Genomic DNA, 16,713 nt, shown 5'->3' with positions numbered 1-16,713 from the left:
GCGGCTCTGTACTTGTTGTTAGATCCTTACTAAGTCAGAGTACCCACTACTACATGAAAAATTAAAAATTAAAAATTAGAAATTCTTCACTCAGAACTCAGCACTCTTACAGCTTGTGGCAAAATTAGCATGGCATCACCGAAAGAATAAAAGCGATATCGAGAAGCGATCGCTTGCTTGTATATATTTAACAACCGTTGTCTGCCGATCAGGGCACTGACCAGCATTAGCAAACTAGAACGTGGCAAATGAAAATTAGTAATCAGACCATCTACTACCCGCCATTGATAACCCGGATAGATAAACAAGTTTGTCTTGCCGCAAAATGGTTGTAAATCCCCAGATTGAGTCGCTCCTTCTAAAGCGCGTACTGCCGTTGTTCCCACAGCAATAATTCGACCGCTAGCTGCTTTCGTAGCACGGATTTGCTCTACTGTGGCAGCAGGGACTTCAATCCATTCTTCGTGCATGTGGTGGCTAGTTACGTCTTCTACTTCCACTGGACGAAAAGTTCCTACACCAACGTGCAGTGTGACAAAAGCTTGATTGATGCCGCGATCGCGCAATTTTTCTAGTAATTCTGGAGTAAAGTGCAACCCTGCTGTAGGCGCTGCGATCGCTCCTGGCTGTTGAGCGTAAACCGTTTGATACTGTTCGTCAGCAGCAACAGATGCAGTGATATAGGGTGGTAGAGGTATTTCACCAAATGTATCCAACAGTTGTACCAAAGGCTTTCCCTCCGGCACATCAAATTGCAACAAACGCCCTCCAGTCGCCTCGTCTGTTTCCAACACCGTAGCCGAGAGAAGATGAGGAGATGAAGGAGATGAGGATGAGGAAGATGAAGAAGAACTTCCTCCCTTACTTCCTTGCTCCTCTGCTCCCCTGCTCCTCTGCTCCCCTTCCCCTACTCCCCCTGCTTCAAAGATAATCCTTGCTCCCCGTTTGAAACGCTTTCCTGGCTTGACTAAGGCTAACCAACAGTTATACTGCCGTTCCTCTAATAGCAATACCTCTATTTCTGCACCTGTAGATTTACGACCATACAGTCGTGCTGGTATAACTCGTGTGTTATTCATTACTAACAAATCACCAGGATGCAGTAGTTCAGGTAAATCGCGAAAAATCTGGTGTAACGGTGCTGTTTCATTATCTGTAGCGCGAGAATTGACTACCAATAACCGCGAGCTATCTCTAGGAAATGCCGGATTTTGGGCAATAAGTTCTGAAGGTAGTTCGTAGTCATACCCAGATGATAAACAGTCTAAGTTCATATCTTTTGCCTCTGAAATAGAGGAACGATCCAAATTTGGATGTGCTATTTGTTGCTCCATAAAAGTTAATACTACCTTCAACAACTAAGTTTAAGATTTCCTAGAGAAATACTCAATTTCATCTCTTAGACTATAAGATTGACACTATTAGGTAACACGCAAAAATTCAGATGAAAATTGGGTAAACCTCCCCATACAAAAACGGGGGCTTCTACCCTACCGGGAACAGGGATCTATTTACGAATATAGATATGTAGGATTGGCTTTGATCCCAAGCACCAACATGGAATACTTGTATTACCTGGCAAATGCCAGTCTAACCCTGAGGGTTGTTCAATACCTGCATGGCAGACCCCAGATGCATGTCTCGTTCGTCACCGTGATTCATCAGATTGATGGCTGGGTGGTTAGGATCAAACTTAAAGGTCACGTCTCACCCCAAGAGGACGGCGACTTTCGGGCTTTTCTAAATGAATTAGGAATTAGCTATGAGCCGCCAATGCGGGTGCAAATGGCACTTTGGAGTTTGGAAGCAGGACAGTGTCCGGTGGATGTGATGCGCCGCTACCAAGTAGCGATCGTTTCTCACGGTAGCCCAGAGAGAGAAGAAATTGAGGCTTTCCGCCAACAGTTTGTCCGTGGTCTGGGTTATTGTCCAGAAACTTTAGCGTGATAACTTTTAGTTGGAACACTAGTACCAAAGAATTGGTATCAGCTAAAAGCATTTAATTTGTATAAATACTCATAGTAGTCGTTGACTGTTGACCTTTGACAGTTAATAGTCAACAATCTACTGGAGGCAATATTGCAACTTTAAGACATTAGCTATCAATCAAAACGTCGAAAGCTGCCGGAATATATTCTTGTAGATAAAATTGATATCCAGCGATTGATGAGCTAGCTAGAGCTTCTTGAGGAACTTTAGACCTCGTTCCCTGTAGCGACCGTTGGCAGGAGACAATAGCAACATCAAATCGACAGATGTAATCTGCTTTCTCAGGGTACTCAGCTAAAAATATCCCAGCCGTTCTTGAGATTTTTACCTGCTTTTGTAGGGTGATTGCACTTCTTCCCCCTGCATCCCAACTACCTAACTTGCGGGTTTTAACTTCGACAAACGTTAAGATACAGTGCTGAGTCTCCGAAGTTTGCCCGGAGGGAGACCCTCCTTGCAACTTCTCGCTGAGTGCTGAGTTCTGAGTTCTGAGTGAAGAATTATCTGCCTCTGCACCCTTGCCCCGTTGCTCCTCTGGGCTGCCAGGATTTTGAGCAATAATATCAATTTCTCCCCATCGGCAGGCAAAGCGTCGATGCAGAATCACCCAACCTGTAGACTCTAACCATTTTGCTACTAGGTCTTCTCCTAATTGACCACTATCGAGATAATGAGAGGGAGGAAGATTCGCCATTGGCTAAAAATAGCATGAATTTTAGATTAAGTAATCAGATTTGGGCAAGCTTACTCAGTTTATTGCTTTGGGTAGTAGTTGGTATCACAGCAATAGGTTACATTCCAACAGCTTTAGCCCTCGAATACAACAAAGAAATCTTAATAGAAGCTGATTTTTCAGGACGCGATCTCACAGATTCAAGTTTTACGAAAGCTAATCTCCGCCAGAGTAACTTCAGTCATTCTAATTTGCGCGGTGTAAGTTTCTTTGCTGCAAATTTAGAGTCTGCGAATTTGGAGGGAGTCGATCTGACAAACGCCACTTTAGACTCAGCTCGTTTGATAAATGCGAATTTAACAAATGCGGTGTTAGAGGGTGCGTTTGCAGCTAATGCCAAGTTTGATGGTGCGATCGTTGATGGAGCAGATTTTACAGATGTACTGCTGCGTGAGGACGAACAAAAAAAATTGTGCAAGGTTGCCAAAGGGACTAATCCAGCTACAGGACGGGATACGCGCGACACATTATTTTGTCCGTAGCCTAGAGTTAGACTGTGTAATTCCTACTATGTCAAGTATGGAGTAATATATTTTTCGTAAAAGTACTTGGGCAATATAAGAAGAGAAGCGGTAAATACAGAATTATCCACAAGTTATGTCACAAAAGAATGAAACCACCCTTCTCGTCTTAGCTTTCCTAATTACGGTTGGGCTAGTTGGAGGTGGTGTTTGGTGGTTTGTCAAATCCTCTGGCTTTACCACCAGTCCACTAAAATCCAGCAATAATTCTCCTGAATCTCAAGCATCTACTCCTCAAACCTTTGCTCAAGTACAGAATGTTCCCAGTGGTTTAATAAGTTACGGTGGTAGTACGACTTGGGCACCTGTCCGCAAAGAAATAGACCCAATAATTCAAAACGTCTGGCCCCAGTTTCAGTTACGCTATGCTAATCCTGAAAAGGAAGCACCTAGCTCTGCAACAGGCATTTCAATGTTACTAAAAAGTCAACTGGATTTTGCTCAATCTTCTCGACCCGTTGCTAACAACGAGTATGAGGCGGCGCAAAAACGAGGCATTCAAATCAGAGAAATTCCAGTGGCAATTGATGGACTGGTAGCAGTTGTCCATCCCAGTTTGAATATTCCTGGTCTGACTGTAGATCAATATGAAAACATCTTTGCAGGTAAAATTACTAACTGGCGAGAGGTAGGTGGGCCAGATTTAAAAATCCAACTATACGGTAAAAAAGATAGAGATGGTGGCGATCGCTTCAAGTTAACACAAACTACAACTGAGGCTTTACGTAAAGTTGCTGCCGATCCCGCAGGAATTTATTGGTCTTCAGCAACGCTATTGGTTCCGCAGTGCGGTGTAAAATCATTACCGATAGGTCGTGACTCTAGTAAACTCATTCCCCCTTATAAACTACCCTTAGTACCAACCACTGAATGCCCCGGAAAGCGCAATCAAGTAAATACCGATGCTTTCCGCAGTGGGGAATATCCTTTGAGTCGTCGATTAGTGGTGGTTGTGAAAGAAAATGCAAAATTTGAACGACAAGCAGGTGAAGCTTATGCTAACTTGCTATTAACAAATCAAGGACAACAGTTGCTTAATAAGGCCGGATTTGTCAGGATACGCTAGTATTTTCTATCAAGATTTGCAAAGCAAAAAAGCAGGTTAGCAGCTAATAAGTTTAAAATCGCTGAAAAATTACAAAAAATATGCCCCATCATAAACCAGGGAAAGTAGTAGTGTTATTCGGGAATTTTCCCCTCACTATCCGCCTGCCTGCCGCCCCAAAAGATGAGCAGTTAAGTTTTTTGCGCGATCGCATTATTTTTCATACTGATAACCTTGTTGAACATGGATTATGGGATGAACCGATTAGTGATACTGAACTTAATGAAATAATGTCAAATGTCGAAATAGAGTCTGTTTTTTTTCCAAATTTTGATAGTGTCTTGTGGTGGTTGGGAGATCCGCTCAGTATATTGAAAAAAAATTAGCATATATCTTTACCCAATCCCTAGTCCCTGTTTACCTTACCACAGTGCCACTTGTTGCTTGAGTTCTACAATATCTAAATAATCCCTAGCAAAAGCTTTCCGTAAAAGTGGATGAGGAATAAATTCATCATACTTTTGAATTTCTGGTGCTTCTGAAGAACTTACTAAATCTTCTGGTGTAATCCTTTGCTCGCATAATGAAACTATTTCTTGACGAAAATATTTAAATTTATCTTTACCTAATTTGATTTTCAAATAATAGGGATTCACCCCACCAATACTGTTAATTTCCAAAGATTCTCGGCAAAAGGAGTTGAGCAATCTTTCTAAAGTGCGGTAAGCTACTGTACCCATCCAGGGAAAGATGCAGCATTTACCTTTTTCTAATTGCAAGATATTCTGTTTATCTAACCCAGCAGTTTGTACGAGTTGACGAACCTTTTGCAAACATTGATTAGCATTATCTTGCAAGTAACTATATTCTATGTCTTCTAGTAAAACCTGCCGCATTCGTTGCAAAACTCTTGTATGGATACTGCCACTCCCACCACGCCAATAAATAGTAGCTTTACCCTCTACCTGCTTCACAGAAACTGACTTTTTTCTAAAGTCAACTTCTAACACTTCCCATGTTCTTCCTGCTAAAGCGAACTGATTGCCAACAGGAGGTGGTGTGACAATACTGCCAATTTCCGTCGTTGCTTGTTTTACCACATATTCAGGATTGTCTGGAAACACAGCATAAAATTGAAATTTACCTATTATCTTTTCTCCAGTTAAACCAATGATTAATTTACCTTGTTCAGTTTGATGAATATGGTCAATATCAATTAAATAGCGCAATAGTAACTTCAAATCTTCTTGTGAAATAGCTGCAAATGGTGGTAGGCTTAAAATTTGTTTTGCTAAAGCAGCAGGTAAAAGTTCTCCGGTCGCTGCTAAAATGCTCATTGTCTGGTGATATAGCAAACTCAAAGGATATTTAATAGGCTTTATTGGTTCAATCCAACGCTCTTCTAAATAAAGTTGAATAATAGCAATACATTGCAAAAGTTGCCAAGGAATTTGCTCAGGTAAAGATGCGTCTGATAAGGGTTCATTTTCAGCGCAGATAAAGCGCATATCAGCAGCTGCGCCTCTTCTGCCAGCGCGTCCTAAACGCTGTAGAAAGCTAGCTACTGAAAGGGGTGATTCTAACTGAATTACCCGCTCTAAATGACCGATATCTATACCTAATTCTAAAGTTAGTGTAGCGGCAGTAACAGCTGGATTGTTGGGTTCGCGCATCGCATTTTCAGCAGCTTGCCGCAGGCTAGCAGATATACTGCCATGATGTACGTGATATATATCTGGTAATGCTTGTTTTGTGGCAATTTGTCGCAAAGATGAAATTATAGATTCGGTTTGGGTGCGATTGTTTGCAAAGATAAGACATTTACGAGATTTGCTGAGATTAAAAATATATTGTTCGTATGCTGTTACTTCTGATTTGTCAAGTTCATTTTTCAGATAAAAGTGTTCTACAGCTAGTTTAATTTGGCGTTTTCCTGCATCATTTTTTGGAGTAATCACTAGCTTTTCAGTTCCAGAACGCAACCAATCTTCAGCCAGAGAATAGTCGCCAAGAGTTGCTGATAAACCAATGCGGCGGGGTTGTGTATGCGTCAAATTTGCCAAACGCTGCAATTGACAGATAATCTGGCAACCGCGTTCAGAACCCATAAAAGCATGAATTTCATCAATGATTACAAATCGCAAATCCCCGAATAAGCGTATTAGAGCGCTATTTTTGTTAATTAGTAAACTTTCTAGTGATTCCGGCGTAATTTGTAGAATTCCTTGAGGATTTTTTAGAAGCTTATTTTTGCGACTTTGAGTAACATCACCATGCCAATGATAAACAGGTATATCCGCTGTTTTTAGCAAGTTGTTGAGGCGCTCAAATTGGTCATTAATTAAAGCTTTGATTGGGCCAATATATAATGCACCTATAGTATTTACAGGATTTTCATATAACTGAGTTAAAACTGGTAAAAATGCTGCTTCTGTTTTCCCCGCAGCAGTGGCAGCAGCGATTAACAAGTGAGCATCGGTGTCAAATATAACTTGACAAGCTGCAATTTGCACTGGTCGTAATTCAGTCCAGTTATGAGCATAGATATATTCTTGGATGAAGGGTGCGAGTTTGTTGAAGGCATCGCTCATGTTTTGTCACGAGTAATAGGTAATACAAATAGTTATGATAAAGAAATTATTTGTCTAGAACTAAACCAAGATATGTTCAATAAAACTTACTTGACAATCTGGGCAGGTAGGCAAAAGTATGAAATTTGTACTAATGAATCACATTTGTTTTCAGTCACCAACCCAGAATTAGACTTGCTCGCGGATGAACTTAGTAATTGGTTAGGGTTGCCAATTACTAAAAAGTATATTTGATAAAGTGTATTTTAATTAATTCACAAACTAAATTCTGCTGCATTATCCTCATCCACATCTGCATCTTTACCAACAGGAGTGGGTTTAAATTTAGAATCATGAATTAATTTACCAAATGCCAGTGATGGATTTTGATGGAGAATATTCAGCACACTAAGAAAATCCCGAACAATTTCCCCTGGTGTCAGCAACGCCTCTGCACCCAGACGATTGACAATTTCTTTTACAAACTCTTGCAACTGTTTATTTGTTAAAATATTTTCATACCCAAAATTGAGTGCATGAATCTCAGTTAAACGTTGTAAAAGTGTTAGAATTTCTGCCTCACTTAACGGGTTAAGACGTATTACTGGCCCCATATACTCTTGCACACCTGCTTGCGTGACAAAACGGCTTTCTTTTGTACGTCTTCGCCAAGCTTGGTCTGCAAAAAGCCCTCGATTTGGGTCTTCTAAAAATTTAGTTGTACCACCAATGAAAATGCCAAGATGCTCTGCTTTGCACTGCATGGTGTCATTAAACATTGTTAAGAGTCTGTTATAGTTTTTCTCACGAGTGACTGTAGGGGTTATTTGGTATAAATTTACAGCTTCATCAACTAAAACTAACAATCCTTTATAACCAATTTCAGCTACAAATTTAGCTATTAGCTTGATGTAATCGTACCAACTCTCATCATCAATAATAACACGTACTCCCAAGGCTGTTCTGGCCTCAACTTTAGTATTAAATTCTCCCCGCAACCAGCGCATCGCCGCATTTTTTAATTCATCATCATCCAATCGGTAGCCGCGCCAATAAGCGACAATAACATTACCAAAATCAAATCCGTGAACTAAATCTTCAATATATTGAACTACTTCTCTAATTTTTGCTTCAACTTGGTCATCAAAACCATCATCATTTGGACGTAAGCTAGATTCTTTTGCTACTTCTTGTTGAATTTTATTAATCCATCCTTCCAATATTGAAACTAAAGCACCACCATCAGGACGAGTTTTTGTAGCCAGATGGCTCATTAATTCTCGATAGGTTGCTAAACCTTCATTATTGCTTCCTGCAAGTCGGCGTTGGGAAGATAAATCAGCATCAGCTACTACAAAACCTTGCTCCATAGCGCGATTGCGAATCATTTGTAGTATGAAGCTTTTCCCCGAACCATAGTTACCAATTATAAAGCGAAATGCGGCTACACCTTCTGCAATGTCATCAAGATTTTGTGATAGGCTTTTAAGTTCTTGTTCCCGACCAACTGCTATGTGTTCTACTCCCACTCTGGGCACTACTCCTGCGCCTAGGGAATTGATTAAAGCAGTGGAAATTTTTTTCGAGATTTTGAGCTTTGCCATGTAATTCACTTCACTGGATTTTCAATGCAGAGGCACACAGATAGTTAGTCATATGCCTAATGATTAATGATTTTACAATTTACCAGAACATTTAATTGGATGAGGCGTGTCTAGCCATGAGATCTTCATACATATCGAGCATTTTTCTTACGTTGGTTATATGCTCTTGATAAACTTTGGGAACTTCTACACTTGGCTCAATTATTAATTCGCCAATAGTATCATTTGCACATTCATTGATAGAGTCAATTAACAAATTCGGCATTGTAATATGTGCCTCGGCAATCTGTTTAAGGAGCGCATTGGTATTATCTTGAGCTACTACGGCTTTTAATACCTGGATTTCATGCCCTGGTAATTTCTCCATAAAATTAGCCCATTCTTCTGGTAAGCTTTCAGATCTATCGGCTGTAATATCTGTTGATGTTATGGGTTCGACTAATTCGGAAAAAGGAAACAACTCAATTTCATCTGCTGGAGTGGTTTCAGGTAAGGTTTCTTGATTGAGTGTTTCTGTTTGTTGCAGTAAGTCCCAAACTTGAGTTTGCAACAGGTCGCGTTCCTCTTGTAATAATGAAAATTCGCCTTGTAACTGCTCTAACTCAGTTTGTTGTTCTACTATTTGCGTATGTAAAGAATTGAGGCTAGCTGCTGTATTATCTTTTTCAAGTTTTGTAGCTGCAAGTAATTGATTTTGCTGATTAAGCTCAATTTCCAAGTCTTGAAGTTTAATTCGCAACTCGTACAGTTTTTCTTCAAGTTGAGGTTTGAGTCTGCCTAGTAGGGTTAAATTACTCTCTAATTCTTGTTTTTCTTGCTGGATTTCGCAAATTTTATTTTGTAATTGACTTATTTCCGAGCGATAAGTATTACAATGCAATTCTAAACGGCGTTTTTCTGTTGTCAGGTTAGAAAATGAATTATTTAGTTCTGATTTATGATTTTCTAGAGTATGCACTTCAGCTTTGAGGTTGCTAGATTCCGCTTCTAATTGTTTTTTTTGTCCGGCAAAATTTCCTAACTCTCTGTGAAGACTATCTCTCTGGTTACGGCATTCTAATATCTGATTTTGTAGTTGCTTAGACTCTGTATATAATAAGCTGCGATGCTCTTCTATTTGGTTGATTTCTTTAACAATACGAGATTTTAATCCCTCCATCTCTTTAATTCGCTTGCGGAGTGAACTTAAAACCAGCATTTCATAATTTCTACGTCGCTTATCTACAAACAATGCTGCTGCATAGGTAGCAATTACAGTAATTACACCTGTGATAAAGGAGCGATTAAAATCCCAGTTGGGGACGAGACTAAGACCAAAACTCACACTAAAGGCAATTATGCCTAAGATAAATCTATTACTTACTATTACTGTTTGCATATTGCTTGTTTTTAGCGTAGTTAAGTTGTCAGGATCGTTAGTTCTTAAGCTCATTACTCCTCACATTCTTGTTGTGATATCTCCGGTTGTAAATATTTGTGTATAACATTGACTCTAAGTAATAAAAAAGTGCGATCGCCAGCCAATCAATTTAATTTACTAATTAAGTTTTAAATGTATTATTATTTACACCAAATAACGCTAAATCTGCTTTAAAAAAATCAACAAACTGGCGTGCTGTGCGTCCAGAACGACCGTTGTGGCGAGTTGCCCACTGTAATGCTTGATATTCTAAATCTTCTTGGCTAAGATTGATTTTGGCTTGTGCCGCTAAATGCTTAACTATTTTTAAGTAAGTTTTTTGATCGGCTGCCTCAAAGGTTAAAGTTAGACCAAAGCGATCGCTAAACGAAAGTTTCTCCTGCATCGTATCCCATGCATGGACTTCTTCGTTATCCTTAGGAGTAGGTCTGTCTGCGAAAAATTCTCGAATTAGATGGCGACGGTTAGAAGTAGCATACACTACTACATTTTGGGGTCGTGCGGTTAAATTGCCTTCTAAAACCACTTTGAGTGCTTTAAAAGCATCATCATCTTCTTCAAAAGACAGGTCATCGACAAAGATGATGAATTTCTGGGGTACGCCCCGCAATTGTTCTACGATTTTTGATAAATCTTTTAAGTCAGATTTTGCTACTTCCAACAAACGGAGGTTATCACAGACATCAGCATACTCGTTCAACAAAGCTTTTACCAGAGAAGATTTTCCCGACCCCCGACTACCATAAAGTAATACGTGCAGTGCCATCTCTCCTGATAATAAAAACTCTGTATTTTTTAACAAGGCATCTCGCTGAGACTCATAACCTACAAGCTCGTTCAGCTTAACTGGGTCGGGATACCGAATGCCAATAAACTCCCCAGCTTGCCAACGCAAGGCGTGATATTCTGCAAATAAACCCGTGCCAAATTGCCGATAGTAAGCTGCTAATTCTTCTATAGCATCAGCCCAATGTTCTAAATGTTGTAAAAACAGAGTTTTCTCTGCGTTTACCCCATCTTGTTCCTGATACCATACAACAGGTGATACAGGCAAATGAGCTACATTTTGTACCCACTCACTCAAGGACGCGCTGCTACATTCATAGACACTCTGCAACACCTGTAAATCATGCTGAACGGCTGCTATTAAAGCAGGCGGTAAATCCTTAAATTCTCTCTGTTGAGCAAGCCGACTAAAAGGATTCTCATCTTTAAGAATTTGAGTAATTAAATATTCCTCCCAATTTTGATTTCTAGCAGCCAAAGCGTGGAAGTAGCTGCCGTAGGCTTGGAGGCAACCCCGTGCATCGGCATCAGCGTAACGTATAGCTTGCAACAAATCAAGAAATGCCACTCCTACTTCGCTTTGGAGGACGGATTGGTAAAGTAAAAGTGAAGCTGCTTGACGCTGGAGGAATTGAATTTGGGTATAGGATGAACTACTTGCTGCTGGCATTGCTTGATTATCCATCAATCAATTGGGTGATGTAGCTAAACAGCTATGGTAAATTGTCTGCCGACCTTTGGGGCAAAATCAAAATCTACATAGGTTTTAACAATGAATTTAAGTATAATCGCTGTCTTTAGCTACGGCATCTTAGCGATTGTTGGTGGCATCATTGGCTACATTCAGGCTAATAGTCAAGTTTCGCTCTTGAGTGGTAGTATTAGCGGTTTATTACTGATTTTTACCGCTTACTTTCAATTACAAGGACAAGGTTGGGCTTTGATTTTAGCAGCTTTCATTACTGCTGTCTTAGTGGTTGTCTTTGCATTCAGATTGGCTAAAACGCGCAAGTTTATGCCTGCGGGATTAATGACTATTTTGGGTATGCTGGCACTAACGGTCATGGTAAATCAACTTGTCACGGGCAAGTAACAATTATCCTCTTTTGGTTTTGACACAATTATGGCTCTTCCTGTCCTAAATCATTCTATATAGTACAAATATATTACCGTAGAAGTGATTTTATGACATCGGTATAGAGTGGAGAGTGGGGAAAGCGTGGGAAGAAATAACTCTAACTCAGCACTGGGGAAGGTTGAAGCATAGATTCTTAATATTTGAACAAAAATAAATTAATTATTACCTAACTAAAATATCCGGTTTTTTTCAATTTGTAATGATAAATAAAAATAATATTGCATTTCGTTTACACAGGGTTGAGGAGCTAAGAGGTTCTACTAACCCTTCTCTACGAGAACAGCTTTGCTGAACGGAGTATGAGAAGCCACGCTCGCCATGACATGAATAGTTGTTTATGCTGCATTTAGCAATATTATCTCAAGATCCGAAAAAATTCTGATTGAGAAGTAAATACTTGTTATCAAAAAACATCCACCTGAAGACAGTTTTTTGGTAAGTTGTTTAGTCGATGGCACAAAATTTCTAATTCTAAAAAGCAGTAAAGCACTGTAATTCAATTGTTCATTGCAAAAAGAAGAATAATGTTGCCTAAATTACAAACAAGTTATATTGATGCCATCCAGAAGTGCCCTGGAACGCTGGAAAGAACTATGGACTATTGGCAGCAATACTTTACTGGATCTAGCTTGACGGCTAATAATATTATTGGATTTGGGATTTTGCTGGCTACTGAATTTAGTTGGTAAAAATTATGTCATTAATTAACCGTTCGTTTTTCTCTATCTCCAAAAATCTGGATAGGTCACTACGACAAAATCTTGACTAAAAACTTTAGAACTATGTAAGTAAGTAACTAAATAATTTTAAAGATTTGATAGTGTGTACCGTAGAATTTAAAGTAAAAATAAAGCTTATATTGCCATTTTGGCAGGATTTTATTAGATAGATGAGATATTAATAAATGGGAGCGATCGTTATTGTTATTTGCAAAGTTGTTGCTGTCTACCGAAACTGCCAAAGCTGAATCAATCTGGACGTTAGGTAATTTTCTCAGCAATTTTACGAAGTAGGACATAATACATGTTATTACCATTGTCTTCTCACAACGTTATCCAGTATCTGCAAGATGAATGTCTGTGCAGCTCAGAAGATGGTTTATTAGATGCATCTGAGTTGCCAGAAAGTGGCAAGAAGAATTTGAATTTACTGGTGATAGCAGGTAATAGCAAACTGCTGGTTAAACAAAAACGTAGTGTTGAACATGATGGAATTCCTCATGAATTTTTTAATGAGTGGCTGTTTCACCAATTGCTTCAGCAGTTTCCAGTTCTAGGTAACATTTCTGCGATCGCACCATTAATACAGCATTTTGACGAGGAAAATTCTATCCTTGTCCGCAACTACTTAAGTGAATATGTGGAACTTGGCAAATTTTATCGCCATCAGGATATTTTTCCCACGGAGATTGCTACTGCTATTGGTGCTACCTTAGCGGGGCTACATCGTGCTACCTTCCAACGCCGAGAATATCGTGATTTTATGTCCGCTGCTCCTGAAGGAGAATTTAGGTATAATTTTTATAATCCGGCACAAGGGATAGGGTCAATTAGCCCCGAAATTTTTGGTATGGTTCCCACGGATGCGCTGAAATTTTATGTTCTTTACCAGCGTTATGAAAGTTTAGAATCTGCGATCGCAGATTTGGCTTATGAATGGCAACCCTGCTGCTTGACTCACAACGACTTGAAATTAAGCAACATCTTAATTCATTCTCGTTGGAACAAATTAGACAATTGTCTAGTGAGGTTGATTGATTGGGAAGCTTGTAGTTGGGGAGATCCAGCTTTTGATTTAGGAACTCTACTAGCAAGCTATTTAGGAATTTGGCTTAAGAGCCTTGTAGTAGATTCCTCCATTGAGTTAGAAGAATCTTTGCATCTGGCGATGACACCGCTAGAAGTTATTCAACCTTCACTGCTAGCTCTTATTCGGGCTTATTTGAATGCTTTTCCGATGATTTTGGATTACCGTAGTGACTTTCTGGTGCGAGTTATCCAGTTTGCGGGACTGACACTGATTAATCAGATTCAAGAAACGATTAAGTGTCACAAATGCTTTGACAATGCTGACATTTATATGCTTCAGGTAGCTAAAAATCTCCTCACCATACCTGAGCAATCTGTGATGAGTATTTTCGGCATCAGTGAATCAGAAATCGTCAGTCCTGTGGCTAAGCTGCATCAACTTCCTCAGCCGGAAAAAGAGCAACAGTTAGTTCGTCTTTATTACGAAAAAACTCGCCTGCGTGGTTGTTAACAAGAAAAAGCTGAACAATTCAAAAAGCAAAATCGTGAATATTGCATTTTGAATTTTGAATTTGTCATTATTCTCTTGGTTAATGCTTGGCGAACACACATATAAATAATCTGCGTCTAATTTTTAATTATAAATTTTGAGTTCTGAATTGAATAATGCTAGATTCTTCTACCAATACACTGCTAAATTCTCTGTTCGACATTGCTAACAATATCCAGATTGAGCCAAATTTTTGTATTTACCATCCTAGTTATCAACCTTTTTCCCTGCCGACTAAAGTTGCTGAAAGATTTCAGCAAAATTCTACTGCTCTCCAACATAAATATCTGACTCTATTACTGCGAAATTTCCTGCATGGAATCTATCACAATGGTTCTCTGCAAAGTGTTCTATCTGCCAAAACTGATACTGCCAATCGCCCAACATACCAAAATCTAGAAAACAATTCTATGTTGGAAATTGATTGGGAATTTTACGAGCAACTGCACGCTAGCAATCACGGTAGAGGTTATTTTGACCCTAGTTGGCAAGTGTTGCGCCAAGAACCTGATGGTAGTATGGCAGTGACTAAAGGTGGTTTGACGTTATATATTGAGCCAGATTGCCATCTCAAACCGAGTAAAAAATCTACCAAAGCTGGTGAATCAGTCGCCATTTGGATGCCTAAAAATCGGCTGCAAAACGGCTTTTACCTAGCATTGAGCAATATCGGACAGGAAAAGCAGAGTACCCCAGACACCGATCTAGGTACAGGAAGAATCTATTTTAATTTCGCTGCATCTGGTGCGATCGCGCTCATGGATAGTTTGACGCAGCAACTAAATGCAGCTGCCATTCCCTTTACATTTCAGGTTCTTTACAATCCCTGTGCATACGGACGCTATGACTCAGGGTTACTCTATTTTGAACGTCACGACTATCCAGCTATCCACAAAATCCTTCAAGCTGTGTATACAGAGCATCAATCCTATTTTCAAGCTGAAATTCCTTTGTTCACCAAGTTTTTAGCACCTGGGCTGGGTTTGGCGGAAGAACCAACTCAAAAATTTGCAGCGCGGGAAAGTTTTGGTATGAACCGCTGCCAAATTGTAGCTAATGCTTTGTTAGAAGCTTGGCAAAAAGGTAAGAATGCAATTGAAGAGAGGATGAAAATAATCGATGGGCATTTTGCACAACATTTAATTGATTTGCAGCGCCCTTACCTCAATCCTAGTTCTGAGGATATATATTACCCTTTGAAGTGATAAATTTTGTTTTTACAGTAAAATTAATTCATAGAGCAAGCTATAAGCCTGCTCTTTTTACATTTTTAATTTTCAAAAATGTCTTTCACTTACAATCGCATCGTTCGTTTTCAAGATACCGACGCTGCTGGAGTAGTTTATTTTGCTAATGTTTTAGGAATTTGTCATGAAGCTTATGAAGAATCCTTAAGAGCATCAGGTATTAATCTCAAAGATTTTTTTACCAATCCATCTGTAGGTTTTCCCATTGTTCATGCTAATGTAGATTTTTTTCGCCCGATGTTTTGTGGGGACAGTTTAGTAATTAGTTTGATTCCCCAAAAATTGGGTCTTGATAAGTTTGAAGTAAATTACGAAATTTCTGTTACAAAAGTGGTGGTTGCTAAGGCAATTACTAGGCATGTTTGTATTGATGTGAGTAGTAGAAGTAAGCAGGAATTGCCTGGGGAAATTATTCAATGGTTGCAAACGAATCGCCAAGACGCAGAGAGCGCGGAGAGAAGAAAGTCAAGAGAGATTCTGTAGGTTCACATCTTGCACCTAGCCCCAGCGATTAGAAATCGCGGCTATACAAACGAAGTCCCTCCGGGTTCGCCAGTCGCCTGCGGAGGGAAACCGCAGCGCTGGACTCACCGCCTGCGCGGACTAAGGAAAAATCAAGGTTTTCAACCCGCGTAGGCGGGTTTTGCCTGTGTAGCCGCGACTTCCAGTCGCCTGGTGCAAGATATAAAGTACTTAACTTGACACCAATAACATCTTGCCCGCCCCATTTTTTACTGATTCAACAAATCAATGACTTGCTCAAGTAGCAACTTAGCTTTGTACAAGTTCATTAACTGTGATTGCTCATAACGTTCTGGGTAGCTCATCTTACGCCCTTCCATTGTGATGCGAATTAAAGCCGATTGCTCGTCTGTGGGTATTCCTATTTCATCTAGTCCAGAAGCAAAGGACTGAAAATTTGCAAAACCAAGTGGCTTTAAACCCCTGTGTTCCTTCATCTGTTGAAGTGCTAAGTATGGAAACGCCATCAAGGATGTTATGAATGAGGTTTTGTAACCTGCGTTACCAGTTGGCTTGATGCCATATCTACGGCATAAGTCACGTAATTCCTGGATGGTTTTGATTTCAAGTTCAGAACGCGTAAACATAGAATAGAATTACCTCTTGATAAAAGTGGTATCGGTGGGTAACAAGTTTTCGACGCTGTGATACCCACCGGATAAAAATCTAATCTTTTGTACACACTTGATTCAAGTTTAATTTAACGTGAGTTCGACGGTTAAAAAAAGCCAAAAACCTTGCTAGATATGAACCATGAGAAACTAGGTAGGTATTGGGCTCGCTAAGATGAATTGAAAATCGGCAAAAAAGGTACAAAAAAACGCCGAGACTCAAAATATC

At 39.6% G+C, this 16,713-nt stretch carries 16 protein-coding genes; 9 read left to right on the top strand and 7 right to left on the bottom strand.

Annotated elements, in window-relative coordinates:
- Positions 1-86: 86 nt before the first annotated feature.
- Positions 87-1,334 (bottom strand): tRNA preQ1(34) S-adenosylmethionine ribosyltransferase-isomerase QueA, encoded by a 1,248-nt coding sequence (queA, locus tag RMY31_RS24020; RefSeq protein ID WP_322663581.1) that lies wholly within the window; start codon positions 1,332-1,334, stop codon positions 87-89.
- 223 nt (positions 1,335-1,557) lie between these two features.
- On the opposite strand from queA, the gene RMY31_RS24015 reads away from it, so the two are divergent.
- A complete protein-coding gene (locus RMY31_RS24015) occupies positions 1,558-1,947 on the top strand; it encodes a hypothetical protein (protein WP_322663579.1) in 390 nt (129 codons plus the stop codon).
- A gap of 148 nt (positions 1,948-2,095) precedes the next feature.
- Here RMY31_RS24015 and RMY31_RS24010 read toward each other — a convergent pair whose 3' ends face one another.
- A complete protein-coding gene (locus RMY31_RS24010) occupies positions 2,096-2,683 on the bottom strand; it encodes a YraN family protein (protein ID WP_322663577.1) in 588 nt (195 codons plus the stop codon).
- Positions 2,684-2,697: 14 nt separating this feature from the next.
- On the opposite strand from RMY31_RS24010, the gene RMY31_RS24005 reads away from it, so the two are divergent.
- From RMY31_RS24005 to RMY31_RS23995, 3 genes are all read left to right on the top strand, one after another.
- Positions 2,698-3,204, top strand: a complete 507-nt coding sequence (locus tag RMY31_RS24005) for a pentapeptide repeat-containing protein (RefSeq protein WP_322663576.1) — start codon at positions 2,698-2,700, stop codon at positions 3,202-3,204.
- A 115-nt stretch (positions 3,205-3,319) separates the two neighbouring features.
- Complete coding sequence (locus RMY31_RS24000) at positions 3,320-4,309, top strand: substrate-binding domain-containing protein (protein WP_322663574.1); 990 nt, start codon at positions 3,320-3,322, stop codon at positions 4,307-4,309.
- An 80-nt stretch (positions 4,310-4,389) separates the two neighbouring features.
- The gene (locus RMY31_RS23995; RefSeq protein ID WP_322663569.1) at positions 4,390-4,674 is read left to right on the top strand and encodes a hypothetical protein; all 285 of its coding nucleotides are present in this window, start codon (positions 4,390-4,392) and stop codon (positions 4,672-4,674) included.
- Positions 4,675-4,710: 36 nt separating this feature from the next.
- Here RMY31_RS23995 and RMY31_RS23990 read toward each other — a convergent pair whose 3' ends face one another.
- The 4 genes from RMY31_RS23990 to RMY31_RS23975 all read right to left on the bottom strand — a co-directional run bounded on the left by RMY31_RS23990 (position 4,711) and on the right by RMY31_RS23975 (position 11,353).
- Positions 4,711-6,879, bottom strand: a complete 2,169-nt coding sequence (locus RMY31_RS23990; protein WP_322663568.1) for a DEAD/DEAH box helicase — start codon at positions 6,877-6,879, stop codon at positions 4,711-4,713.
- 254 nt (positions 6,880-7,133) lie between these two features.
- Positions 7,134-8,462 (bottom strand): ATP-binding protein, encoded by a 1,329-nt coding sequence (locus RMY31_RS23985; protein WP_322663566.1) that lies wholly within the window; start codon positions 8,460-8,462, stop codon positions 7,134-7,136.
- Between the two features lie 91 nt (positions 8,463-8,553).
- Positions 8,554-9,840: a tellurite resistance TerB C-terminal domain-containing protein gene (locus RMY31_RS23980; protein WP_409878286.1), complete on the bottom strand. Its 1,287-nt coding sequence runs from the start codon at positions 9,838-9,840 to the stop codon at positions 8,554-8,556.
- A 163-nt stretch (positions 9,841-10,003) separates the two neighbouring features.
- Positions 10,004-11,353, bottom strand: a complete 1,350-nt coding sequence (locus tag RMY31_RS23975; RefSeq protein WP_322663561.1) for an ATP-binding protein — start codon at positions 11,351-11,353, stop codon at positions 10,004-10,006.
- Between the two features lie 87 nt (positions 11,354-11,440).
- On the opposite strand from RMY31_RS23975, the gene RMY31_RS23970 reads away from it, so the two are divergent.
- The 5 genes from RMY31_RS23970 to RMY31_RS23950 all read left to right on the top strand — a co-directional run bounded on the left by RMY31_RS23970 (position 11,441) and on the right by RMY31_RS23950 (position 15,834).
- Entirely contained in the window at positions 11,441-11,761 is a 321-nt protein-coding gene (locus RMY31_RS23970) for a TMEM14 family protein (RefSeq protein WP_322663559.1), read from the top strand.
- 569 nt (positions 11,762-12,330) lie between these two features.
- The gene (locus RMY31_RS23965; protein ID WP_322663558.1) at positions 12,331-12,495 is read left to right on the top strand and encodes a hypothetical protein; all 165 of its coding nucleotides are present in this window, start codon (positions 12,331-12,333) and stop codon (positions 12,493-12,495) included.
- 334 nt (positions 12,496-12,829) lie between these two features.
- On the top strand, positions 12,830-14,065 hold the full coding sequence (locus RMY31_RS23960) for an aminoglycoside phosphotransferase family protein (RefSeq protein ID WP_322663556.1): 1,236 nt from the start codon (positions 12,830-12,832) through the stop codon (positions 14,063-14,065).
- Between the two features lie 155 nt (positions 14,066-14,220).
- On the top strand, positions 14,221-15,309 hold the full coding sequence (locus RMY31_RS23955) for a T3SS effector HopA1 family protein (RefSeq protein WP_322663554.1): 1,089 nt from the start codon (positions 14,221-14,223) through the stop codon (positions 15,307-15,309).
- Between the two features lie 78 nt (positions 15,310-15,387).
- On the top strand, positions 15,388-15,834 hold the full coding sequence (locus tag RMY31_RS23950; protein ID WP_322663552.1) for a thioesterase family protein: 447 nt from the start codon (positions 15,388-15,390) through the stop codon (positions 15,832-15,834).
- A 248-nt stretch (positions 15,835-16,082) separates the two neighbouring features.
- On the opposite strand, the gene RMY31_RS23945 is transcribed toward RMY31_RS23950, so the two are convergent.
- On the bottom strand, positions 16,083-16,460 hold the full coding sequence (locus tag RMY31_RS23945) for a hypothetical protein (protein WP_322663550.1): 378 nt from the start codon (positions 16,458-16,460) through the stop codon (positions 16,083-16,085).
- Positions 16,461-16,713: the final 253 nt, after the last annotated feature.

This window comes from Dendronalium sp. ChiSLP03b, from assembly GCF_034531165.2.
Taxonomy (GTDB): Bacteria; Cyanobacteriota; Cyanobacteriia; order Cyanobacteriales; family Nostocaceae; genus Dendronalium; species Dendronalium minutum.
This window is presented reverse-complemented; position numbering and strand designations above follow the sequence as displayed.